Here is a 22313-nt window from a genome sequence, read left to right as displayed (position 1 = left end):
ACTTTCTTGAATCGCTGACTGCAACGGCAATGCACGGCCTTGCACCGCGCTGCACGGGGCGCCGCTGATCCCCTTCCGGCCTGCACCGGCCTGCACCGACTTGCCCTCCATGCTTCTGACTGGCGGCGCTTGTGTCCTCTCCGTTGGAGGGTCACGGTGAATGTCATGGCGTCTCGGGAGCGGATGACGGCGGCCGGGTTGGGACGGGTTCTCACGGCCGAGGCGGTCGGTGAGGCAGCGGCCAAGCTTGGGGTGTGCGTTCGGCCGATTCTTCGCAGGGTCACAGACCGGCAGACCGGCGCGATCGAGCAGGTGACGCTGCCGTGCGGCTCGACGCGGGAGTCGGTGTGCTCGCCTTGCGCGGACAAGGCTCGGCGGTTGCGGATGCAACAGTGTGCCGAGGGTTGGCACCTCGCGGAGGATCCGCTCGACGACGACCGGGGCAGCGGCGACGATGCCGATAGCGACGACACCGACCCGGATGTTCGCGAACGCCGGGTGCGGTCGACCCGGCGTCGCCAGGATGTCGCGGACCTGCCTCGTGTGCCGGGCGAGGATCGCAGCGTGGGCCGGACGTTCACGGCTCCGGACGGGAGGACCTACCGGCCGTCGATGTTCGTCACACTGACCCTGGGTTCCTACGGTCGCATCGTCCCGGGCACCGGTACGCCGGCGCGGCCGGCTGCGTACGACTACCGGCGGGCGGCTCTGGAGGCCCTGCACTTCCCGAAGCTGTTCGACCGGTGGATGCAGAACCTGCGGCGGTGCGCCGCGTTCCGGGTGCAGTACTTCGGGGCGATCGAGCCGCAGCGTCGGCTGGCGCCGCACATGCACCTGGCGATCCGGGGCGCCATCCCGCGACGGGTGCTCCGGACGGTGACCAGGGCGACGTACCTGCAGCTGTGGTGGCCGCCGTTCGACACGCCCGTGTTCGCCGACCCAGAGTCGCTGCCGGCATGGAACCCGCGGACCAGCCGAGTCGAGGACGACGCCGGGGTGCCACTGATGTCGTGGGAGGAGGCGCTCGACCAGCTCGAGGCGGATCCCGATGCGGAGCCGGCGATGGTAATGCGGTTCGGGAGCCAGCTCGACATCAAGGGCATCGTCGCTCCGAGCCGGGACGCTGACCGGACGATCCGGTACCTCACCAAGTATCTCGCCAAGGCCGTCGCGGAGGCCTACGCAAATCCCGACCTCGAGGCGGTGAACCCCGCGTACGAGGCCCACATCGATCGGCTGCACCGCGAGGTGCGTTGGCTGCCGTGCTCTCCGGAGTGCAGCAACTGGATCCGCTACGGCATCGAGCCGAGGAATCCGGGCACGGGTCTGGTGCCGGGCATGTGCGGCAACAAGGCGCACGATCGCGAGCACCTCGGCATCGGCGGCCGCCGTGTCCAGGTCTCCCGCGCGTGGTCGGGCAAGACGCTGGCCGAGCACAAGGCCGACCGTGCCACCGTGGTCCGTGAGGTGCTGGCGGCGGCCGGCATCGAGGCTCCGTCCACGGATCGCATCGGGGCTGACGTGCTCGCTGAGGACGGGCTTCCTCGCTACGTGTGGAAGCCGGTGCCGGCCGGTGATGCGTCGTACGCGACGACGGTGCTGCTCTCGATCGCCCAGGCGAAACGGTGGCGAGCCGAGTACGAGGAGGCACGCCGGCGACTCGACGACCCGGCCCGCGCCGGGCCTGTGGACAACCGTTCGGCAACCACTCCCCCGCGGCCTCCCGATAGCCAGCCCGCATCGGTCGCCTGTCTGGCGGTCAAGGGTGAGCGAAGCGAATCACGCAGTGACACGAAGTGCCCTTGACGGGCAGGCAGGCGACCGGACCCTCGGGTGGCGGGAGGCCGCGGGCCCGGTGACAACGGCGGAAGGCACGACGGAAGGAGAAGCGATGACGAACGAGCTGATGAACCTGCAGGAGGTAGCCCGGTACCTGCGAGTGCCGGTGCCGACGATCCGCTGGCTGCGGCAGGAGGGCCGCTTCGCGCCGGCGATGAAGGTGGGCCGCCGGCTGGTGTGGGACGCCGCCGACGTCCGGGCCTGGGCGGAGGACCAGCGTGAGAGATCGCTGAGGTGAGCGTCCAGCGGTATGTCAAGGCCGGTCGGGTGCGCTACCGGGCTCGGGTGAAGCACCACGGCCGTGAGGTCGCGACCCAGGTGTTCGACCGCAAGAACGACGCGCTGATCTGGGAGCAGGAGCAGACCCGCCGATTGCGGCTCGGGGAGTGGATCGACCCGCGGCGCGGCCGGGTGCCACTGCGGACAGTGGCTGACGACTGGTTCGCCTCTCGCCACTCGGTGAAACGGAAGACCCGGGAGGCCGACCGGGCGGCGTGGGGAAGCCGCATCGAGGCCCGCTTCGGAGACGCTCCGGTCGCCTCGATCACGCCGGCCGAGATCGCGAACTGGGTTGGCGGGCTGGTCTCCGGCGGCATCTCCCCCTCGACCGCCAGCCGCTACCTCGCGACGCTCCGTTCGATCCTGGCCTATGCCGTGGCGGATGGACGGGTCAGCCAAAACGCGGCCGCGTCCGTGCGGGCTCCGACGGCTGGCCATGTGCGCCGTGAGGGGCAGTTCCTCACACGAGACGAGCTCGACGCGCTGTCCACGGCTTGTCGCGGCGTCTACGCCGACGTCGTTCGGGTGCTCGGGCTGGCCGGGCTGCGCTGGGGTGAGCTGGCGGGCCTCCAGGTCGGCGACCGGATCGCCGTGCCCGGGCCGGGCTTCCGGCTGCAACGGTCGGTGCTCGCGAGCAGCAAGGGTGGCGAGCTGTTCGTCGACACCCTGAAGGGCAAGCGGTCACGAACCGTCCCTTTGGTCGCGGAGCTCGTCCCGCTGGTCGACGCCTGGACCCATGACAAGCAGGGCAGCGACTGGCTGTTCGGCGCTCCGCGGGGCGGTCCGCTCGGCGAGGCAAACTGGAAGCGCGCGGTCGGGTGGACAGCCGCGTGCCAGGCGATCGGACGGCCGACGTTCCGAGTGCACGACCTGCGGCACACGTGCGCCTCGCTCTGGCTGGGCGCCGGCGCGGACCCGAAGGTGGTGCAGCGGATCCTGGGGCACGCCTCGGCGGCGATGACCATGGATCTCTACGGGCACCTGATCGACCACAACCTGTGGGCGGCGGCCGAGAAGCTCGGGGGCACCACGGGGGCACCGACGCCGGTGAAGGGCGAGAATGACAAGAACGCGGACGAGGCATCTGGCCTCTGACCTGCGGAAATGGGTGGAGCCGCCTGTCGGAATCGAACCGACGACCTATTCATTACGAGTGAATCGCTCTACCGACTGAGCTAAGGCGGCGCGTGCCCGTGGGCACGAGGGAAGAGTGTAGGGCCCCGGTCGGGCGGGCCGGAAATCAGGACCCGCAGTCCTTGTCGCCGGCGGGGGCGGTGCCGTCGATCAGGAAGGTCTCGATGGTGTCGTCGACGCACTGGTTGCCCATGTTGTAGCCGGTGTGGCCGTCGCCGTCGCGGGTGACGAGGACGCCGGACTTCAGCTGGGCGGCGAGCGCCTGGGCCCATTCGTACGGCGTGGCGGGGTCGCGGGTGGTGCCGACGACGAGGATCGGCGGGGCGCCGGCGGCGTCGATGGGGCCGACGCCCGTCGACTCGGGCGCCTCGGAGCCGGCGCAGCCGGCCAGGCCCCAGGCGAAGACCTTGCCGAACGTCGGCGAGGCCTTCTCGAACGCCGGGAACTGGGCCGGCACCTTCGACAGCGGGACCGAGGTGGAGTCGTCGAGGCAGCTGATCGCGTAGAACGCCTCGGAGGAGTTGTTCTCGTAGGACCCGTCGCCGCCGCGCGAGGCGTAGACGTCGGACAGCGCCAGCAGCATGGTGCCGTTGCCCTCGAAGCCCTGCTTCAGCGCCGGGGTGAGGTAGGAGTCCCAGTAGTCCTGGTTGTAGAGCGGGGTGACGATCCCGTAGAACGCGTTGCCGACGGTCAGCTCGCGCGAGCCGACCTTGATCGGCTGGCGGTCGACGTCGTCGAGGAAGCCGGAGATCCGGTCCAGCCCCTCCTGCCGGGTGTGGCCGAGGAAGCAGTCGGAGCCCTCGAGGCAGTCGTCGACGTACGCGTCGAGCGCCCGCTGGAACCCGCGGGCCTGGCCGAGGCTCGACTCGCGGCTCGACAGCGAGGGGTCCACGGCGCCGTCGAGGACCAGGCGGCCGGCACGCTTCGGGAACAGCTCGGCGTACGTCGCCCCGAGCTTCGTGCCGTACGACGCCCCGAGGTAGGTCAGCGTCTCGTCGCCCAGAGCCGCGCGCAGCACGTCCATGTCGCGGGCCGCCTCGGCGGTCGAGATGTGCGCGGCGAGCGCCCCCGACTTGTCGGTGCAGCCCTGGCCGATCGCGTCGATCCAGCCCTGGAGGTCGGAGGCCTCGGCCGGGGTGTCGGGGTCGGGGTCGACCGCGAGGTAGCCGTCGAGGTCACGGTCGCTCAGGCAGTCGACCGGGTCGCTGCCGCCGGTGCCGCGCGGGTCGAACCCGATCACGTCGAAGGCGTCGCGCAGCGGAGCGCCGAACGCGAAGCCGGCGTTCCTGGCGTAGTCGGTGCCCGGCGCGCCCGGGCCGCCCGGGTTCACCACCAGGTTGCCGGCCCGCTTGCCCTCGGCCGGGTTCTTCAGCAGGGTCAGCTCGATGGTCTTGCCACCGGGGTCGGCGTAGTCGAGCGGCACCTCGAGCGAGCCGCACTGGTTGCCGTCGTCGCACGGCTTCCAGGAGATCTTCTGGTCGTAGAAGCTCTGGAGGGCCGGGTCCGGCGCCTTCCGGGCATCACCGGTGGGCGCCTCCGAGGTCGGCGCCCCGGCGCTGGGCGTGGCAGCGGGGCCGAGCGCGGCCGAGTCGTCGCCCAGGAAGGAGCAGCCGGTGAGGGCGAGCAGCAGCGTCATCAGGGCGGCGACGAGCAGGGCGACCGGGTTGGTCGGACGCGTCACGGACGACTCCCCTCGGGCAGACGCAGGGTCACCATCATGGCTTCCAGTGCCAAAGGCGCCGGGACGTTGAACTCCAGCATCTGCTCGCGGGCGGTGAAGACCGCCTCGATCCGGCGGAGGTTCTCCTCCGGTGTGGTCACCTTGACCAAGCGCTCGAGGTCGCGCCGCAGCTCCTCGTTGACCAGGCCGGTGCCGGCGCCGGTCCCGAGCGCGATCGCGTCCCGGTAGACCGAGACCAGGTCCATCAGCCCGCGGTCGACCACGTCGAGCACCCGCCGCTTGGCGCGGATCTTCTGGCCGCGCTCGAGGGCGGCCAGGGCGGGGGCGTACTCGCGCGGGCGACGGCCCCGCTCCACCACGCCGTACGACGCGTCGAGGTCGGCCTTCTCTGCGGCGTCGAGCTCGCCGGTGATCTGCTCGGCCTCCTCCTTGGCGCCGTCGTGCAGGTTGGCGGCCGCGGTCATGCACGCCCCCAGCGAGGTCAGGCCGACCGGGATCGCCACCACGTCGCGCCTCCGGCGCAGGGTGGCCTCGTCCCGGGCCAGGGCCCGGGCCCGGCCGATGTGGCCCTGGCTGGCACGGGCGGCCAGCCAGGCCAGCGGCTCGGCCACGCCGTCGGAGCGGACCAGGAAGTCCGCCACCTCGGCCGCGGTGGGCGTGCTGAGCGTGACCAGCCGGCAGCGGGAACGGATGGTCTGGAGCACGTCCTCGACGGTGGGCGCGCAGAGGATCCAGACGGTGCGGTCGGTGGGCTCCTCGATCGCCTTGAGCAGTGCGTTGCAGGCCTGGTCGGTGAGCCGGTCGGCGTCCTCGACGATGAGGATCTGCCACTTGCGGCCGACCGGCGCCAGCGCGGCGCTGCGGACCAGGGCCCGGACCTCGTCGACGCCGATGGAGAGCTTCTCGGTGCGGACCAGGGAGACGTCGGCGTGGGATCCGGCCAGCACGGTGTGGCAGGCGTGGCAGACGCCGCAGCCGGTGCCCACCTCGCACTGCAGGGCGGCCGCGAACGCGACCGCAGCATTGGAGCGCCCCGAGCCGGGCGGCCCGGTGAACAGCCAGGCGTGGCTCATGCCGTGGCCACCGACCGCGGCCGAGAGCGCCTGCACGACCGGCTTCTGGCCGACCAGGCCGCCCCACACGCTGCTCGTCGCCGCGGTCATGCGTGCACCTCTCGCCGTGCGGCTCGCTCCAGCAGCGGGGCGACCCGCGCCCGGACGGCGTCGGCGATCTCCGCCACCGGGGCGCGGGCGTCGAGCACGAGGTAGTGGTCGGGATCGGCGCCGGCCATCTCGAGGAACTTCGCGCGCACCCGCTGGTGGAACTCCACCGACTCCCCCTCGATCCGGTCGCGCTCGTCGAAGCGGCCCAGCCCATGCTCGGGCTCGAGGTCCAGCACCACGGTCAGGTGCGGGCGCAGGTCGGCGGTGGCCCACCGGTTGACCCACACGACGTCGTCGAAGGCGAGGTCGCGGCCGGCGCCCTGGTAGGCCAGCGCGGAGTCGACGTAGCGGTCGGTCACCACGACCTCCCGGCGGTCCAGCGCCGGACGCACCACGGTCTCGACGTGCTCGGCCTTGTCGGCGGCGTAGAGCAGGGCCTCGGTGCGGTGCGCGAGGTCGCCGGTGGCCGGGTCGAGCACGATCTGCCGGACCTTGCGGCCGACCTCGGTGTCGCCCGGCTCGAAGGTGAGCAGCACGGTGTAGCCCTCGGCCTCCAGCCACTCCCGGAGCAGCCGGGACTGGGTCGACTTGCCGGCACCCTCGCCGCCCTCGAAGCAGACGAAGACCCCGTCGTCGGACCAGCGGCCGGGCCACGCGTGGTCGTGCGGGCCGGGAGGTACGTCGAGGGGCGGGGTCACGGCGTACACCCTAAGGTGCGTCACCCACGTCGGGTGTCGGCAACCGCCCGCTCACTCCTGCCCGCTGGACGCGCAGTCGCCGCCGACGCGCTGCTGGGCCGCCGCGCACTCCGTGGGTGCCGCCAGCATCACGACGAGCGCGGCCACCGGCGTGGCCACGCACAGGGCGCCCACGAGCAGCAGGCCGAGCCAGCGCCGCGAGCGCAGCAGCAGGGCCACGAGGAACGACCCGACGAGCAGCGAGACCACGGTGATCAGCACGTCCCCGGGGTTGGTGGCGCCGGTGGCCTGGGCGCAGAGCTCACGTTGCGGCGTGGCCGGGTCGGCAGCGGCACCGCCGCCGCTCGGGCAGTGCGAACCGAACTCGAAGACGCTGGCGAAGGTGAGCACCACGGTCAGCGGCACCACCACGGCGGCCGCGGACCAGCGCGCGAGGGCGGGCAGCCGCGGCCGGTCGCTCATGACCCCACCGTGCCGCACGCGACGACCGGGCAACCACGGCAGGATCCGGTGATCTGGACCGGTGCTCCGGAGCGGTTCCCCCGAACCCGACCGACGGGTCAGGACTTCTTGGCCGCCGCCTTCTTCGTGGTCTTCCTGGCGGCCGACTTCTTGGTCGTCTTCTTGGCGGTCGCCTTCTTCGCGCCACGCTTCGACGCCTTCTTGGCCGGGCCCTTGGCGCGCCGCTCGGCGAGCAGCTCGGCGGCCCGCTCGAGGGTGATGTCCTCGACGGAGTCGTCCTTGCGCAGGGTCGCGTTGTACTCGCCGTCGGTGACGTACTCGCCGAACCGGCCCGCCTTGACCACGACCGGCTGCCCGGAGACCGGGTCGTTGCCCAGCTCCTTGAGCGGCGCCGCCCCGGCCGCCCGGCCCCGCTGCTTCGGCTGCGCGTAGATCCGCTGCGCCTCCTCCAGCGTGATCGTCAGCAGCCGCTCCTCGGCGTCGATGGAGCGGGAGTCGGTGCCCTTTTTGAGGTACGGACCGTAGCGGCCGTTCTGGGCCGTGATCTCCTGGCCGTCCTCGTCGACACCGACCACGCGCGGCAGCGACAGCAGCTTCACGGCGTCGTCGAGGGTGACCGTGTCCAGCGACATCGACTTGAACAGCGAGCCGGTGCGGGGCTTCGCCGACTTCGGCGCGTCCTCGGGCAGCTGCTCCGTGACGAACGGGCCGAACCGGCCGTTCTTCGCGACCACCCGCAGCCCGGTGTCGGGATGCACGCCGAGCTCGATCTCCTCGCCAGCCGGGTTCGCGAGCAGCTCCTTCGCCTTGGCCAGGGTGAGCTCGTCGGGCGGCAGGTCGTCGGGCACGTTGGCGCGCTTGCCGGCCGGCGCGCCGTCGTCGCCGGGGCCTTCGAGGTACGGGCCGTACTTGCCGACCCGCAGCGCGATCCCGGAGTCGTCCCCGCCGATCGGGAACGTCGCGAGCTCCTTGGCGTCGATCTCCCCGAGCCCGTTGACCAGCGGGTGCAGGCCCTCGACCGTGTCGGAGCCGTAGTAGAACTCCGCGAGCTCGGTGTTGCGGTCGCGGCGGCCGCCCGCGATGTCGTCGAGCACGTCCTCCATGCCCGCGGTGAACTCGTAGGAGATCAGCCGGGTGAAGTGGTCCTCGAGCAGCCGGACCACCGAGAACGCCAGCCAGGCCGGCACCAGCGCGGTGCCCTTCTTGTAGACGTAGCCGCGGTTGAGGATGGTGCCGATGATGGAGGCGTACGTCGACGGGCGGCCGATCTCGCGGTCCTCGAGCTCCTTGATCAGCGTCGCCTCCGTGAACCGGGCGGGCGGCTTGGTCTCGTGCCCGTCGGCCGCGAGCGAGGCGGCGGTCACGCGGTCGCCCTCGGAGAGGTTCGGCAGCCGGGTCTCCTGGTCGTCACGCGCGGCGGCGGAGTCGTCGGTGCCCTCGACGTAGGCCTTGAGGAAGCCGTGGAAGGTGATCACCCGGCCGGACGCGGCGAACACGACATCCTCCCCGGCGGCCGCGGCCCCGCCGAACCGGATCGAGACCGACTGGCCCAGGGCGTCCTTCATCTGGGAGGCCACGGTGCGCATCCAGATCAGCTCGTAGAGACGGAACTGCTCGCCGGTCAGCCCGGTCTGCGCCGGGGTCCGGAAGTTGTCGCCGGCCGGCCGGATCGCCTCGTGCGCCTCCTGGGCGTTCTTCACCTTGGAGGTGTAGGTCCGCGGGCTGTCGGGGAGGTACTCCGCGCCGTACAGCTCGCGCACCTGGTCGCGCGCCGCGCCGATCGCCGCGCCGGAGAGCGTGGTCGAGTCGGTACGCATGTACGTGATGAAGCCGTTCTCGTAGAGGCGCTGCGCGACCGACATGGTCACCGACGCGCTCATGCCGAGCTTGCGGCTGGCCTCCTGCTGGAGGGTGGTGGTCCGGAACGGGGCGTACGGCGACCGCTTGTAGGGCTTCGACTCCACCGACCGGACGTCGTACGTCGTGTCGCGGAGGCCGGCGACGAGCTCCTCGGCCCGCCGGCGGTCCAGGTGGACGATGCCCCCGGTCTTCTTGAGCGCGCCGTCCTGGCCGAAGTCGGAGCCGCGGGCGACGCGGGCGCCGTCGACGGAGTGCAGCCGGGCCGGGAACATCCGCTGGTCGTGGCCGGAGCCGGCGTCGAAGGTGCCCTCGAGGTCCCAGTAGGACGCGGCCACGAACCGCATCCGCTCGCGCTCCCGGTCCACCACCAGGCGGGTGGCGACCGACTGGACGCGGCCGGCGGACAGGCCGCTCATCACCTTGCGCCACAGGACCGGGCTGACCTCGTAGCCGTAGAGGCGGTCGAGGATCCGGCGCGCCTCCTGCGCCTCGACCAGGTCCATGTCGAGCTCGCGCGGGTTCTCGACCGCGGCGGTGATCGCGGGCTTGGTGATCTCGTGGAAGACCATGCGGCGCACCGGGACCGACGGCTTCAGCTCGTCGAGCAGGTGCCAGGCGATCGCCTCCCCCTCGCGGTCCTCATCAGTGGCGAGGAAGAGCTCGTCGGCTTCCTTGAGGTGCCCCTTGAGCTTCTTGATGTGGTCACGCTTGTCGCGCGGCACCACGTAGTAGGGGGTGAACTCGTTCTCGACGTCGACCGCGAGCCGGCCCCACGGCTTGTCCTTGATCTTCGCCGGGGTGTCGGCCGCGTTGTTGGGCAGGTCGCGGATGTGGCCGATCGAGGACTCGACGACATAGCCCTGGCCGAGGTACCCCGCGATGGTGCGGGCCTTGGCGGGCGACTCGACGATGACCAGCTTGTGTGCCACTGAAACTCCTGCTCCCCTGCTCTCACCCGTCCCAGCGGGTGGTTACGGCGGCTTACGGTAGCGCGTCCCGGCAACGATCCCTGCCGGGGAAGCCTTTCCGGGCCCGGCGCAGACCCCACGGTGTGGTCCACTGGGGCCCATGATGATCCGTCCCGCGGAGCTGGCCGCGATCCGCCGCGGGGACGTGGATCTCGCCTTCAGGCGGTGGGATCGACCCCGCGTGCGGGTGGGCACGCGGATGCGCACGGGCGTCGGTCTGGTCGAGGTCACCGGTGTGGACCAGGTCGACCTCGACGGCCTCACCGAGGACGATGCGCGCCGGGCCGGGGCAGCCTCCCGGGACGCCCTGGTCGACGCGCTGGCGCACCGACCGGACACCCCGGTCTGGCGGGTCGGGCTGCGGTTCGCGGGCGCCGACCCGCGCGAGGCGCTGCGCGACGCGGTGCCCGACGACGAGGAGCTGGCCCGGCTGCGGGCGTGGCTGGACCGCCTCGACGCGGCCGCGCCGTACGGGCCGTGGACGCGGGAGACGCTGGCGGTCATCGGCGACAACCCCGGGCGCCGTGCTCCGGAGCTGGCCGCCGGGCTGGGTCGGGAGACCGCGGAGTTCAAGCGCGACGTGCGCAAGCTGAAGGAGAAGGGGCTCACCCAGTCGCTCGACATCGGCTACCTGCTGTCCGCGCGCGGCGCCGCGGTGCTCGGCGGCGAGGCGGTCGCGGGCACCCGCAGCGGTACGCCGCTCCCCCGGGTCGGCGCTCCGGCGTCGCGGGCGCTCACCGCCGCCGGGATCACGTCGCTGGAGTCGCTGCGCGGACACACCGAGACCTCGGTGGCGGCGCTGCACGGGGTGGGGCCGTTCGCGCTGGCCCGGCTGCGGGAGGCGCTCGACGCGTCCGGCCTCGACTACGCGCCGGCCTGACCGGTCTCGAGGAAGCCCTCGACGACCAGCTCGCGCACCACCGGCAGACGGGTCTCGCGGACCTCCGCCGGGTCGAGCCCGAGCAGCTCGGCGAGCGCGGCCAGGATGGCGTCCACCGACAGGTCGCCGTCGCAGGCGCCAACCAGGGCCGCCTCGACGGTGTCGGCCTTGCGGGCCCGGCGCAGTCCGCGCTGCTGGCGCAGCACGATCGTCTCCGGGTCCTCGGCGCCGGGCCGGCCGTCGGTCTCCTGGCGCACGTCGGCGCGCGCGACCAGGTGCCGGGCCGCGAGCGCGTCGTCGTCAACGTCGCGGAGGTGGGCCACGGCCGCGCCCCAGGCCGCGATCGCCGGCGCGACCGGCTGCTCCACGTCGTACGGCCACTCCTCGAGGCGGACCACCGGCTCCGCGTCGGTGCGGCGCAGGTTGACCCACCCGAAGCCGACCGCCTCGATCCGCTGGTCCTCGAACCAGGAGAGCCAGGTGTCGTAGCGGCGGAGGTAGTCGGGGCCACCGTGGTGGCCGGCATCCTTGAGCCACATCTCGACGTACGTCGCGGGGTCGACCACCTCGCGCTGCACCACCCAGGCGTCGCAGTGCTCGACCCACCCGGCCAGCCGCTCGTCCCACGGGCGGCCCTTCCCGACGACCCAGTTGCCGAGCACCTGGCACCAGCCGCCCACCGTGAGGTGGGCCGGCGCACCACGGACGATGTCCTCGACCACCCGGTCGCCGGGGAGCCCGGAGTCGCGATAGACCAGCCGCTCGCCGGTGGCCGGCGAGATCACGAACGGCGGGTTGGTGGCGATCAGGTCGAACGTCTCGCCGCGGACCGGCTCGAAGAACGACCCCTCGCGGACCTGGATGTTGTCGAGGCCGTTCAGGCGGGCGTTGAGGTCTGCGATGCGCAGCGCCCGCACGTTCACGTCGGTGGCGACCACCGCGCCGGCGTGCCCGGCGAGGTGCAGCGCCTGGACGCCGCAACCCGTGCCGAGGTCGAGCGCCCGGTGCACCGGCTCGCGGATCGTCAGCCGGGCCAGGGACGTGGACGCCGAGGAGATGCCCAGCACGTGGTCGGCGCCGACCCGGTTCGGCGCGCCGTCGAGACCCGGCGTCAGGTCGCTGACCACCCAGAGGTCGGTGTCGTCCTCGGAGTAGGGCCGACAGTCCAGGCGGGCGGCGACCTCGCCGACCGAGCGCTCGAGCAGGCCCTCTGCGCACAGCGGGTCGACCAGCCCGGGCAGCGCCGCCTCGGCCCGGTCCAGCCCGACCGGACCCTGCAGCAGGAACAGCCGGGTGAGGGTCTCCAGCGGCGACCCGCCCGACGTACGTCGCAGGCCGGGGACGGTCTCGTTGCGCGACAGCGCCGCGTGCGCCTCGGGCCCGAGCGCGGCCGCCACCCCGTCGTAGGTGTAGCCCGCCGCGACCAGCGCGTCGCGGAACCGGTCGACGACGTCCGGGGCGGTCATGCCGGCGCCCCGACCAGCTGGCGGCGGTGGTACTCCGGCTCCTCGCCGGACTCGAGGTTGCGGCGGTAGATGCCGTGCCGGAGCTCGAGCTCGTAGCCCTCCAGCTCGGGCATGCCCATCTCGCGCGCGACCGTGAGCTCGTGCTCGACGTCGTACGGGACGCGGACGAACTGGATCGTGAACGGCGCCTGGTCGCTGCTGTCGAGCAGGCCCTCGATGATCACGTAGACCGGCGTGGGGTCGCCCATGCAGTTGCCGACGCTGCCGGTGTTGAACACGGTGCGGCGGCCACGGTCGGTCTCGTAGTAGGGGTCGTGGGTGTCGGCGTACCCGACGACGTCGGGGACCGGGCCGCCTCCGGTGGCGGCGGTGTTGGTGAACAGGCCGAGGAACTCGCCCTCGTCGTGGTCGAAGCGGACCCGCCGGTGCACGGTCTCCTCGGAGGCGTGGAAGAGCCGGATCCGGCGCCCGCTCATCAGCAGGTCGTGGGAGAACGGGAGTCCGCGCAGCCACTCCCCCTGCCCGGGACCGAGCTGGTCGAGCCACCAGCGCAGGCTGTCGGTGTCGAACGACCGGGTCGGGTCGGGGAGGAAGTCGTCCCAGTTGCCGAGCATGTTGACCTCGCAGCGCTCACGGCAGAGATCGACCACCTCGCGGCCGCGCGGACCCTTGCCCACGTAGTCGCCGAGGTTGATGATCCGCTCGATGCCGCGGGCGTCGATGTCGGCGAGCACCGCCTCGAGGGCCGTGAGGTTGCCGTGCACGTCCGAGATCAGGGCGAGCCGGTCCAGCCGGCGGTTCCGAGTGGCCATGGCCGCATCCTCGCGCATGGCCCGCAGTGACCATCCGCATGGTCCGGCCCGCTGACCATCCGGGCGCATTCCGGGCGCATCGACCGCGGATCGCGCCGATCGCACCTACGCTCCCGGTGGGGGATGGAAGAGGGCGTCCCGCTCGCGGGACGCCACGGGGGTGCTCGGCCCGGGCCCACTTCACCGCCCGTGGCGATCGGGCCCGGGCCGGTACTCACCGCCTCGAGGTCCTCCCATACGCCGAATCGGCGCCCGCGGGTGACCGCGAGCGCCGATTCGGTGCAATCGGACGGGTGGGGTGCCGTCAGGCGGCGGCCTCCACCTGGGCCGGCTCGTCGTCGCCGATGACCGCGGAACGCCGCTTGGAGTTCCACACCGCGACCACGATGATCGCCGCGGCCACGACCGCGATGACGATCGACAGGGTGCGGTTGGCGTCGTCGCCCACGGTCATGCTGATCACCGCGCCCACGATGAGCAGCGAGACCAGGTTCATCACCTTGATCAGCGGGTTGATCGCCGGGCCGGCGGTGTCCTTGAACGGATCACCCACGGTGTCGCCGATGACGGTGGCGGCGTGCGCCTCCGAGCCCTTGCCGCCGTGGTGGCCGTCCTCGACCAGCTTCTTGGCGTTGTCCCAGGCACCGCCGGCGTTCGCGAGGAACACCGCCATCAGGGTGCCGGCGCCGATCGCACCGGCCAGGAAGCCGGCCAGCGGGCCGACGCCGAGGCCGAAGCCGACCGCGATCGGGGCCATGATCGCCAGGATGCCCGGCGTGGCCAGCTCGCGGAGCGAGTCGCGGGTCACGATGTCGACCACGCGGCCGTACTCCGGACGACCGGTGCCCTCCATGATCCCGGGGATGTCGCGGAACTGGCGACGTACCTCCATGACCACGGCACCCGCGGCCCGGCCGACCGCGTTGATCGCGAGGCCGGAGAAGAGGAACACCACGGAGACGCCGAGCAGCAGGCCGACCATGACGGACGGGCTGAACACGAAGAACGAGCCGAACACGTCGACGGCGTCGTTGTCGTTGAGGTCGGCGTCGGCCACCGCGACGATCGCGGAGCCGATGTAGGAGCCGAACAGCGCGCTCGCCGCGAGCACCGCGGTCGCGATCGCGATGCCCTTGGTGATCGCCTTGGTGGTGTTGCCGACCGCGTCGAGCTCGGTGAGGATCTGCGCCCCCTCCTCGCTGACGTCGCCCGACATCTCCGCGATGCCCTGGGCGTTGTCGGAGACCGGGCCGAAGGTGTCCATGGCCACGATCACGCCGACCGTGGTCAGCAGGCCGCAGCCGGTGAGGGCGACGGCGAACAGCGCGACCGACAGCGAGCCGGTGCCGAGCGCGAACGCGCCGAACACCGCCGCGCCGATGACGATCGTCGTGTAGACGGCGGACTCCAGGCCGACAGCCAGGCCCGACAGGATGACCGTCGCCGGGCCGGTGAGCGAGGTGCGGCCGACGTCCTTGACCGGGCGGTGCTCGGTGCCGGTGAAGTAGCCGGTGAGCGCGAGGATGACCGCGGCCAGCACGATGCCGATGATCACCGCGGCCGCGGCGATCAGGGCCGGGCTGCCGGAGGCCGGGTCGAAGCCGAAGGTGGTGTCGAGCTGGTTGACCACGTCGCGGCCCTCGAGGTCGGAGAAGGACCCGGGCAGGTAGGCGAAGGACAGGATCGTGCAGCCGACCGCCGCGATCGCGGCCGAGAGGTAGAACGCGCGGTTGATCGTGGTCAGGCCGTTCTCGCCGGCGCGGGGCTTGCAGAGGTAGACGCCCGCGACCGCGGTGAGAGCGCCGATGGCCGGCACCAGCAGCGGGAACACGAGGCCCTTGTCGCCGAACGCGGCGGCACCGAGGATCAGCGCGGCGACCAGGGTCACGGCGTACGACTCGAAGAGGTCGGCGGCCATGCCGGCGCAGTCGCCGACGTTGTCGCCCACGTTGTCCGCGATCGTGGCCGCGTTGCGCGGGTCGTCCTCGGGGATGTTCTGCTCGACCTTGCCGACCAGGTCGGCGCCGACGTCGGCGGCCTTGGTGAAGATGCCGCCGCCGACACGCATGAACATCGCGAGCAGCGCGGCGCCGAAGCCGAAGCCCTCGAGCACGTGCGGGGCCTCGTCCTTGAACAGCAGCACGACGACGCTGGCGCCGAGCAGGCCCAAGCCGACGGTGGCCATGCCGACGAACGCGCCGGTGCGGAAGCCGACCTTCATGGCCGGGTCGCGGCCGGTGTCGTTGGCGGCGGCCGCCACGCGGAGGTTCGCGCGGACCGCGAGGGACATGCCGAGGTAGCCGATGGCCGCCGAGAACGCGGCACCCACCAGGAAGAAGACCGACCGACCGATCCTTGTCGCGGCGTCGTCGGCGGGCAGGGCCAGCAGCAGGAAGAACGCGACCACCGCGAAGATGGCGAGCGTGCGGAACTGGCGGGTGAGGTACGCGTTCGCTCCTTCCTGGACCGCCTGGGCGATGCGCTTCATGTTGTCGGTGCCCTCGCCGGCGGCCATGACCTCGTTGCGGAACATCGCCGCCATGCCCAACGCGCCGAGCGCGATCAGGCCGACGACGAGCACCAGAACGAGATTGCCCCCGGAGACGTCCACGACGGCGGGGTGGATCCCGGTCATGTCTCTCCTCAGGAAGATGTGATGCGTCTAACAGATTGCGTGGCGGAGTCTACGCATGGCCCAGTCCCGTTCGGCAGGAGGGTGTGACCGGAACCACAGGCATGTCTCGCGGACCGGTCGGGGGCCGGGCGGGGCCGTTCGGACTCGCGTGAGCGACCGGGGAACGGGCGAGGTGGACGGGCGGGTGAGACGCCGGCGGCGGCGGCGTACGGCCGGTCAGCCGGCGGTGGCGGCGTCGGCCGACTCGTGGATCGTGAAGACCTTCGCGAGGCCGGTGATCCGGAAGATCTTGAGCAGCCGCTCCTGGTTGCAGATCAGCTGGAGCGAGCCGTCGTGGGCCCGGACCTTCTTCAGACCGCCCACGAGCACGCCGAGGCCGGTCGAGTCGAGGAACTCCACCTGCTCCATGTCGATGATGAGGTGGTAGACGCCGTCGGCCACGAGCTCGGTGATCTTGTCGCGGAGCTTGGGCGCGGTGTAGACGTCGATCTCGCCCCCGACGGCGACGATGGTGACACCGTCAGCATCGCGCGTCTCAAGAGTCAGGTCCACAAGTCTCCTCCAGGCGCCCGAGGGGCGCCTCCGTACGTCGGAGCCCCCGTTTCGCCCCGAATGCGTCACCCAATCAAACCACGGGGGGTGCGGAGTTCGCAGCGGTCCAGTCCAAACCTGTGTCGGCGCCGGTTGCGAGACTGGGGTCGTGCCCCCCGCAGCCGTGCCGTCGTCGACCCCGGTCCGCGGCGTCCTCGACCGGCTCGCGACCGCCGACCGGGTCGACCGACTGACCCACGTCGAGGTGCTCGCCCCGCGCGCCGCCGGGCATGCGCCGTGGCCGGACTGGGTGCACCCCGAGGTGCGCGACGCGCTGGCCGGGCGCGGCGCCGACCGGCTGTGGCGCCACCAGGTCGCGGCCGCCGACCTCGCGCACGCCGGGCGGCACGTCGTGGTCGCCACCGGCACCGCGTCGGGGAAGTCGCTGGCCTACCAGCTGCCCGCCCTGTCGGCGAGCCTCGCCTCGCGGGGTGCCCGCGGCGAGCGGGGAGCGACCACCCTGTACGTCGCCCCGACCAAGGCGCTCGCCCAGGACCAGCTGACCTCGTTGCAGGGGCTCGGGCTCGGCGTGCGCGCCACCACCCACGACGGCGACAGCTCGCGCGAACAGCGGGACTGGTCCCGCGACCACGGCGAGTACCTCCTCACCAACCCCGACATGCTGCACCGCTCCCTGCTGCCCGGCCACGCGCGCTGGTCGAGGTTCTTCGGAGCACTGCGCTACGTCGTCGTCGACGAGTGCCACCACTACCGCGGTGTGTTCGGCGCGCACGTCTCGCACGTGCTGCGACGCCTGCGCCGGGTGTGCGCGCTCTACGGCTCCGACCCGACGTTCGTGCTCGCCTCGGCCACCGTTGCCGAGCCCGACGTGCTGGCCGGGCGGCTGACCGGGCACGAGGTCACCGCGGTCACCGACGACGCGTCCCCGCGCGGCGAGGTGGTGCTCGGCCTGTGGGAGCCGCCGTTCACCGGGCACCTCGGCGAGAACGGCGCCCCCGTGCGCCGAGCAGCCACCTCCGAGGTCGCGGACCTGCTCGCCGACCTCGTCGTCGACGGCGTGCACACGCTGGCGTTCGTGCGCTCGCGGCGGGGGGCCGAGTCGGTGGCCGCGACCGCCTCGTCGCTGCTCGCCGAGGTGGCGCCGGAGCTGGCGTCCCGGGTCGCGCCGTACCGCGGTGGCTACCTCCCCGAGGAGCGCCGCGCCCTGGAGCAGGCGCTGCGGTCCGGGCGGCTGGTCGGGCTGGCGGCGACCAACGCGCTCGAGCTCGGCATCGACGTGAGCGGTCTCGACGCCGTCCTGCTGGCCGGGTTCCCGGGCACCCGGGCCGCGCTGTGGCAGCAGGTCGGCCGGGCCGGTCGCGGCGGCCAGGACGCCCTCGGGGTGATGGTCGCGCGCGACGACCCGCTCGACACCTACCTGGTGACCCACCCGGAGATGCTGCTCGGGCGGCCGGTCGAGGCGTCGGTGTTCGACCCGTCCAACCACTACGTCCTCGGCCCGCACCTGTGCGCCGCAGCAGAGGAGTCGCCGCTCACCGAGGCCGACCTGCCGCTGTTCGGGCCGACCGCCCGCGAGGCCGTCGACCACCTGACGACGGCCGGCCTGCTGCGCCGTCGCTCCGCCCGCTGGTTCTGGACCGACCGGCGCCGGGCCAGCGACCTGGCCGACATCCGCTCGTCCGGCGGACGCGGCATTCAGCTGGTCGAGCACGTGACCGGCCGGGTCGTGGGCACCGTGGACGCGTCGTCCGCGCACGGGACCGCGCACGAGGGAGCCGTCTACGTGCACCTCGGCGAGACGTGGCTGGTCCGCGAGCTCGACCTCGACGAGCACGTCGCGATCATCGAGCGCGCCGACCCCGACTACTCCACGTCGGCCCGCGAGGTCACCGACATCCGGATCCTCGGCGAGCGCGAGCACCGGCAGTGGGGGCCGTGCCGGTTGTCCGTCGGCGGGGTCGAGGTCGGTCACCAGGTGGTGTCCTACCTCAAGCGCCGCATCCCGTCGGGCGAGGTGTTGTCCGAGGAGCCGCTGGACCTGCCGGAGCGCACCCTGCGTACGACCGCGGTGTGGTGGACGGTCCCGGCTGCCGCGCTCGACGACGCGGGCCTGGCGACCGCCGACCTGCCGGGTGCCGCGCACGCCGCCGAGCACGCCTCGATCGGCCTGCTGCCGCTGTTCGCCACCTGCGACCGCTGGGACATCGGCGGCGTGTCCACCGCGCTGCACCCGGACACTGGTCAGCTGACCGTCTTCGTCTACGACGGCCACCCCGGCGGGGCGGGCTTCGCCGAGCGCGGCTACGCCACCGCCCGCGCCTGGCTGACCGCCACCCGGGAGGCGATCGTGGGCTGCGCGTGCACCGAGGGCTGCCCCAGCTGTGTGCAGTCCCCGAAGTGCGGCAACCAGAACCACCCGCTCGACAAGGGGGTCGCGGTCGACCTGCTCGACCTGCTGCTCGGAGTACGGTGAAGCGCATGCTGATCCTCGGACTGCTCTTCGTCGCCGCCGCCGTCGTCGCCGCTCTCGCGGCCGCCTTCCTCACCGACGGCGGGCAGAACCTCCAGATCGCGGACATCGGGATCAGTCCACTCACGCTCTACCTCCTCGGGGTCGCGAGCCTGCTCGCACTGGTGGTCGGGCTGGTGCTGATGCGCGCCGGCGCCCGCCGCTCGGTCCAGGCCCGCCGCGAGCGCAAGGAGCTGCGGCGCACCCAGGAGAAGCTGCGTGCGGTCGAGGCCGAGCGGGCCGGGGCCGCGGGTGCCGGTGGGGCCGCCGGGGCGCCTGGCCCGGACGCGGGCCCGGGCACGGCTACGGGAGCCGCGCCCGGCACTGCTCAGGAGCCCGGCGGCGGCCCGTCGACGACCCAGGCGACCACCCAGCCGACCACCCAGCCGACCACGCAAGCCTCCACCCAGCCCACGATCGAGCCGAACACCCAGCCGGCGAACACGCCACCCCCGCCGGCGGGTCACGACGCCGCGACCCCGCGCAGCGACGACGGCGGCAGCCACCGCGCCTGACCGACCACGGCCCAACCGGACTCGGACGGATCGGCGGCCGGCGACCTGCCCCCTCACGAGCCGGCAACCGCTCCCGTCGCTCGAACGCGTCGGCTTCGCCACGACCGGCCGTCACGGCGACGGGCCCGCGCGCGCCTTGCCGCGCACGGTGAACGTGTGACCGGCCAGCTCGGGGCTCGGCACCTCCACGGTCACCAGCACGTCGTCGCCCCGGAGAGCACAGGCGGCCAGGGTGGCGTCGTTGCCGGAGGCCACGGACCCGGCCCGGACGCACGCGTCCTCGCCACTCTGGTGGGCGACGGCGCCGGCCAGCGCGACCAGGTCGGCGGCCGACTGGGCGTGCCGGTGGGCGGCCGCGGTCGCGGTGACGAACGCCGCGGCGAGCCCCAGCAGCAGGAGCAGCCCGGTCAGCGCCACCACCAGCAGGCTGGCCGAGCCCGCCTCGTGCCCGCGCGTCCGGCGCGACCCGGTGCGCCCGCTCGGGCTGCGGGTCCGCCGCCCGGTCACGGCGCGGGTCCCGCGTGGGGATCGTCCTCGAGCAGCGCGGTCGCATCGGCGCGCACCACGGCGCCCGGCAGGTGACCGAGCAGGCCGGCCGGGGGCACGACCGGCTGCTCGACGTGCACCCGCACCTCGCCGTCGACCACGGCGGAGCTGACCTCGATGCCCGGCGCCGCCTGCCGCGCCAGCCCGGTCGCCGTGGCCGCGGACTCGCCCCGGGCCAGGGCCCGCGCGGCTTCGCGGGCGCCGTCGGTGGCGCGCATCTGGGCCAGGCCGATGCTGACCACCCAGACCATCACCAACGCGACAGCGACCAGCAACGGCAGCACCATCGCGGTCTCGGCGGTCACCGCCCCGACTTCGTCGCGCCGAGCCGGCCCGACCGCACGTCGGCCGCGCGCGACCCCGAGGCCGCCGGGCGGGTCGACGCGGCGCCCGGATCCGGTGCGGCTCACCCGGGACCTCATCCGATCCCGAGCATCCCCAGCACGTGGTTGAACATCGTGCGGAGCATGCGGTCGCCGAAGCCGCCGGTGACCAGCTGGTAGAGCACCCCGGCCAGGCCGGCTCCGGCGGCGGTGCCGACGGCGTACTCCGCGGTGGTGATGCCGCGCTCGTCGCGCGCGGCCCGTGCGTTCCTCATGTGTCCTCCTGTCATGGCCGCGAGGTGCGGCCGGTCGGGACCACCCTCGTCGCGGGTACCCGCGCCGGACGCGGCTCGGCCGGGCGCCTGTGGACGACGCCGCACGGCAGGCCGCCTGTGCACGAGAACCGGGCCGTCCCGCGCCGGTTGGGCTCACCAGCCGAGGGCGGAGAGCGACGCGACCACGACCGGCACGATCCCCACCAGCAGGAAGGCCGGGAGAAGGCACACCCCGAGCGAGACCGCGGCCCGCACGCCCACCGATCGAGCGAGGTCCTCGACCTCGCCCCGGTGCTCTCGGGCGAGCTCCTCGGACAGTCGGGACACGACGTCGACCACCGATGCCCCGGACTCGGCGGAGCGGGCGAGGGCCCGGCCGAGCGGGGCCAGGGCCGGATCGGTGGCGAGGTCCGCCCACACCTGGGTGGGCCCGGCGCCGACCCGTAGCCTCCCCTCAGCGGCCCGCAGCGCATCGGTGGCGGGTCCGGGCAGGGCTCGGCCGACCTGGGCCAGCGCCCGGTCGACCGAGCCGCCACCCCGCAGCACGGCGGCGAGCAGCTGGACCACGTGCGGCAGCTCCTGACGCGCGGCCTCGCGCCGCCGGCGTACGGCGCGGGGCTCGGCCCGCCCGACCACCACCCACACCGTCAGGGCGGCAGCGGCGCCGGCCAGCCAGCCGAGGGGGCCGCCGAGCAGCGTCGGCCCGGCGACCGCGGCGCACAACGCCCAGAGCACGCGGTGCCGGGCGACCACGTCCTCGCCCGGAACCGGGCGCGACACCGTGTGACGGGCGGCCCCGGGTCGCGGCGCTCCGGCCAGGGCAGCGCCCGCGGCGGCGAGCGCCACCGCGACCAGCACGCCGGGCGTCACGTGACTCTCCGCTCGACTGCCCCGGCCAGGGCCTCGATCCAGGCCAGCCCGGCCAGACCCAGGGCCAGCCCGCCGGCCAGGCAGACCCAGCCAGCCGGCTGCCCGAGCAGGAAGCCGACCGGGTCGCCGCCGATGCCGGACCCCATGAGCAGGGTGAGCACCGGCAGCGCGACCATGAGGCGGGCGGTGGCGCGGGCCGAGGACAGCTCGGAGAGCACGACCCGGCGCAGCCCCTGCCGTTCGCGCAGGGAGACGGCCACCCCGTCGAGGGCGTCGGCCAGCCCGGCGCCGCTCCGGTGCGCCACCTGCCAGGCGGCGGCCAGCAGCCGCAGGTCACCGGCACCCGGACGGCGGGCGAGGACGCGGAGCGCGTCGGGGACCGAGCCGCCGAGCCGGTGCGCCGTCAGCACCGGGTCGAGCTCGGTCCAGCTCCCCGCGGCAGCCACGAGCGCACGCCCCGGTGGCAGGCCGGCGGCCAGCTCGGAGGCCAATTGCTCGCACACCTCGAGCACCCGCCCGGCACGGACCTGGGCGGCCCGGGCGTCCGCTCGGCGTGAGCGCAGGACGAGCACGCCCGCCCCGGCGCCGGCGAGCACGACCAGGGGCACCAGTCGGGAGGGCACGACGACGGCGGTCAGGCCGAGCGCGATGGCGACGAGCAGCCGCAGCGACGGCGAACGGGCCCGCACCGCGGCCGGACGACCCGGACCGGCGGGGCGCGCGAGCGCCAGCGCAACCACCACGAACGCGGCGGCGCACAGTGCCGCGCCGCCACCCGGTGCCGAAGGGCCGAACGGCCCAGCGTCAAACGGCCCAGCGTCAAACGGCCCAGGGTCAAACGGCCCG

The 22313-nt window shown here is 73.3% G+C and carries 20 protein-coding genes and 1 tRNA gene; 6 read left to right on the top strand and 15 right to left on the bottom strand.

All coding sequences use genetic code 11. The features are described from left to right. Window positions 1–183 precede the first annotated feature (183 nt). From EKO23_RS06795 to EKO23_RS06785, 3 genes are all read left to right on the top strand, one after another. Window positions 184–1806, top strand: a complete 1623-nt coding sequence (locus EKO23_RS06795; protein ID WP_175582669.1) for a replication initiator — start codon at window positions 184–186, stop codon at window positions 1804–1806. 85 nt (window positions 1807–1891) lie between these two features. Further along, window positions 1892–2077, top strand: coding sequence for a helix-turn-helix transcriptional regulator (locus tag EKO23_RS06790; RefSeq protein ID WP_134715500.1), 186 nt, complete (start codon window positions 1892–1894; stop codon window positions 2075–2077). Next, window positions 2074–3213, top strand: a complete 1140-nt coding sequence (locus EKO23_RS06785) for a tyrosine-type recombinase/integrase (RefSeq protein ID WP_167880352.1) — start codon at window positions 2074–2076, stop codon at window positions 3211–3213. The genes EKO23_RS06790 and EKO23_RS06785 overlap by 4 nt, the downstream gene beginning before the upstream one ends. Before the next feature lie 14 nt (window positions 3214–3227). On the opposite strand, the gene EKO23_RS06780 is transcribed toward EKO23_RS06785, so the two are convergent. The 6 genes from EKO23_RS06780 to topA form a co-directional block, all read right to left on the bottom strand. Then, window positions 3228–3303 (bottom strand) — tRNA-Thr (locus EKO23_RS06780). Between the two features lie 55 nt (window positions 3304–3358). Continuing rightward, window positions 3359–4933, bottom strand: a complete 1575-nt coding sequence (locus EKO23_RS06775) for an alpha/beta hydrolase (protein ID WP_246050940.1) — start codon at window positions 4931–4933, stop codon at window positions 3359–3361. Beyond that, a complete protein-coding gene (locus EKO23_RS06770) occupies window positions 4930–6096 on the bottom strand; it encodes a DNA polymerase III subunit delta' (protein ID WP_134715495.1) in 1167 nt (388 codons plus the stop codon). Before EKO23_RS06770 ends, EKO23_RS06775 begins: the two co-directional genes overlap by 4 nt. Next, window positions 6093–6794: a dTMP kinase gene (tmk, locus tag EKO23_RS06765; RefSeq protein ID WP_134715493.1), complete on the bottom strand. Its 702-nt coding sequence runs from the start codon at window positions 6792–6794 to the stop codon at window positions 6093–6095. Before tmk ends, EKO23_RS06770 begins: the two co-directional genes overlap by 4 nt. Window positions 6795–6845: 51 nt before the next feature. After that, entirely contained in the window at window positions 6846–7256 is a 411-nt protein-coding gene (locus EKO23_RS06760) for a hypothetical protein (RefSeq protein ID WP_134715490.1), read from the bottom strand. 98 nt (window positions 7257–7354) lie between these two features. Further along, a complete protein-coding gene (gene topA / locus EKO23_RS06755; protein ID WP_134715488.1) occupies window positions 7355–10045 on the bottom strand; it encodes a type I DNA topoisomerase in 2691 nt (896 codons plus the stop codon). A 139-nt stretch (window positions 10046–10184) separates the two neighbouring features. On the opposite strand from topA, the gene EKO23_RS06750 reads away from it, so the two are divergent. Beyond that, a complete protein-coding gene (locus EKO23_RS06750) occupies window positions 10185–10964 on the top strand; it encodes a hypothetical protein (protein WP_134715486.1) in 780 nt (259 codons plus the stop codon). On the opposite strand, the gene EKO23_RS06745 is transcribed toward EKO23_RS06750, so the two are convergent. The 4 genes from EKO23_RS06745 to EKO23_RS06730 all read right to left on the bottom strand — a co-directional run bounded on the left by EKO23_RS06745 (window position 10949) and on the right by EKO23_RS06730 (window position 16429). Beyond that, window positions 10949–12430: a DUF7059 domain-containing protein gene (locus tag EKO23_RS06745; protein WP_134715484.1), complete on the bottom strand. Its 1482-nt coding sequence runs from the start codon at window positions 12428–12430 to the stop codon at window positions 10949–10951. The genes EKO23_RS06750 and EKO23_RS06745 overlap by 16 nt on opposite strands. Beyond that, the gene (locus EKO23_RS06740; protein WP_134715482.1) at window positions 12427–13242 is read right to left on the bottom strand and encodes a metallophosphoesterase family protein; all 816 of its coding nucleotides are present in this window, start codon (window positions 13240–13242) and stop codon (window positions 12427–12429) included. Before EKO23_RS06740 ends, EKO23_RS06745 begins: the two co-directional genes overlap by 4 nt. Window positions 13243–13546: 304 nt before the next feature. Next, window positions 13547–15877, bottom strand: a complete 2331-nt coding sequence (locus EKO23_RS06735; protein WP_134715480.1) for a sodium-translocating pyrophosphatase — start codon at window positions 15875–15877, stop codon at window positions 13547–13549. A gap of 216 nt (window positions 15878–16093) precedes the next feature. Further along, the gene (locus EKO23_RS06730; protein WP_134715478.1) at window positions 16094–16429 is read right to left on the bottom strand and encodes an anti-sigma factor antagonist; all 336 of its coding nucleotides are present in this window, start codon (window positions 16427–16429) and stop codon (window positions 16094–16096) included. Window positions 16430–16577: 148 nt separating this feature from the next. On the opposite strand from EKO23_RS06730, the gene EKO23_RS06725 reads away from it, so the two are divergent. Continuing rightward, window positions 16578–18902, top strand: a complete 2325-nt coding sequence (locus tag EKO23_RS06725) for a DEAD/DEAH box helicase (RefSeq protein ID WP_246050939.1) — start codon at window positions 16578–16580, stop codon at window positions 18900–18902. A 5-nt stretch (window positions 18903–18907) separates the two neighbouring features. Further along, window positions 18908–19453 carry a hypothetical protein gene (locus tag EKO23_RS25115; protein WP_167880351.1) on the top strand — a complete coding sequence of 182 codons (546 nt, stop codon included), beginning with the start codon at window positions 18908–18910 and terminating at the stop codon, window positions 19451–19453. 111 nt (window positions 19454–19564) lie between these two features. Here the strand turns inward: EKO23_RS25115 and EKO23_RS06715 are convergent, their stop codons facing one another. From EKO23_RS06715 to EKO23_RS06695, 5 genes are all read right to left on the bottom strand, one after another. Further along, the gene (locus EKO23_RS06715) at window positions 19565–19960 is read right to left on the bottom strand and encodes an Rv3654c family TadE-like protein (RefSeq protein WP_134715472.1); all 396 of its coding nucleotides are present in this window, start codon (window positions 19958–19960) and stop codon (window positions 19565–19567) included. Next, a complete protein-coding gene (locus EKO23_RS06710) occupies window positions 19957–20409 on the bottom strand; it encodes a TadE family type IV pilus minor pilin (RefSeq protein ID WP_246050938.1) in 453 nt (150 codons plus the stop codon). The genes EKO23_RS06715 and EKO23_RS06710 overlap by 4 nt, the downstream gene beginning before the upstream one ends. Before the next feature lie 8 nt (window positions 20410–20417). After that, window positions 20418–20597 carry a DUF4244 domain-containing protein gene (locus tag EKO23_RS06705; protein WP_175582668.1) on the bottom strand — a complete coding sequence of 60 codons (180 nt, stop codon included), beginning with the start codon at window positions 20595–20597 and terminating at the stop codon, window positions 20418–20420. A 153-nt stretch (window positions 20598–20750) separates the two neighbouring features. After that, window positions 20751–21467, bottom strand: coding sequence for a type II secretion system F family protein (locus EKO23_RS06700; protein WP_134715466.1), 717 nt, complete (start codon window positions 21465–21467; stop codon window positions 20751–20753). Further along, window positions 21464–22210: a type II secretion system F family protein gene (locus EKO23_RS06695; RefSeq protein ID WP_167880350.1), complete on the bottom strand. Its 747-nt coding sequence runs from the start codon at window positions 22208–22210 to the stop codon at window positions 21464–21466. The genes EKO23_RS06700 and EKO23_RS06695 overlap by 4 nt, the downstream gene beginning before the upstream one ends. Window positions 22211–22313: the final 103 nt, after the last annotated feature.

The sequence above is a fragment of the Nocardioides guangzhouensis genome (assembly GCF_004519545.1).
Taxonomy (GTDB): Bacteria; Actinomycetota; Actinomycetes; order Propionibacteriales; family Nocardioidaceae; genus Nocardioides; species Nocardioides guangzhouensis.
The sequence above is the reverse complement of the archived record's forward strand: the minus strand, read 5'-3'. Positions and strand labels throughout refer to the sequence as shown.

What these genes read in the sequence shown, in the direction of transcription:
- EKO23_RS06740 (WP_134715482.1), bottom strand. Translation starts at nt 13,242, where the DNA reads ATGGCCACTCGGAACCGCCGGCTGGACCGGCTCGCCCTGATCTCGGAC.
- EKO23_RS06705 (WP_175582668.1), bottom strand. Translation starts at nt 20,597, where the DNA reads ATGAGGAACGCACGGGCCGCGCGCGACGAGCGCGGCATCACCACCGCG.
- EKO23_RS06735 (WP_134715480.1), bottom strand. Translation starts at nt 15,877, where the DNA reads ATGACCGGGATCCACCCCGCCGTCGTGGACGTCTCCGGGGGCAATCTC.
- EKO23_RS06750 (WP_134715486.1), top strand. Translation starts at nt 10,185, where the DNA reads ATGATGATCCGTCCCGCGGAGCTGGCCGCGATCCGCCGCGGGGACGTG.
- EKO23_RS06745 (WP_134715484.1), bottom strand. Translation starts at nt 12,430, where the DNA reads ATGACCGCCCCGGACGTCGTCGACCGGTTCCGCGACGCGCTGGTCGCG.
- EKO23_RS06770 (WP_134715495.1), bottom strand. Translation starts at nt 6,096, where the DNA reads ATGACCGCGGCGACGAGCAGCGTGTGGGGCGGCCTGGTCGGCCAGAAG.
- EKO23_RS06790 (WP_134715500.1), top strand. Translation starts at nt 1,892, where the DNA reads ATGACGAACGAGCTGATGAACCTGCAGGAGGTAGCCCGGTACCTGCGA.
- EKO23_RS06795 (WP_175582669.1), top strand. Translation starts at nt 184, where the DNA reads ATGACGGCGGCCGGGTTGGGACGGGTTCTCACGGCCGAGGCGGTCGGT.
- EKO23_RS06760 (WP_134715490.1), bottom strand. Translation starts at nt 7,256, where the DNA reads ATGAGCGACCGGCCGCGGCTGCCCGCCCTCGCGCGCTGGTCCGCGGCC.
- EKO23_RS25115 (WP_167880351.1), top strand. Translation starts at nt 18,908, where the DNA reads ATGCTGATCCTCGGACTGCTCTTCGTCGCCGCCGCCGTCGTCGCCGCT.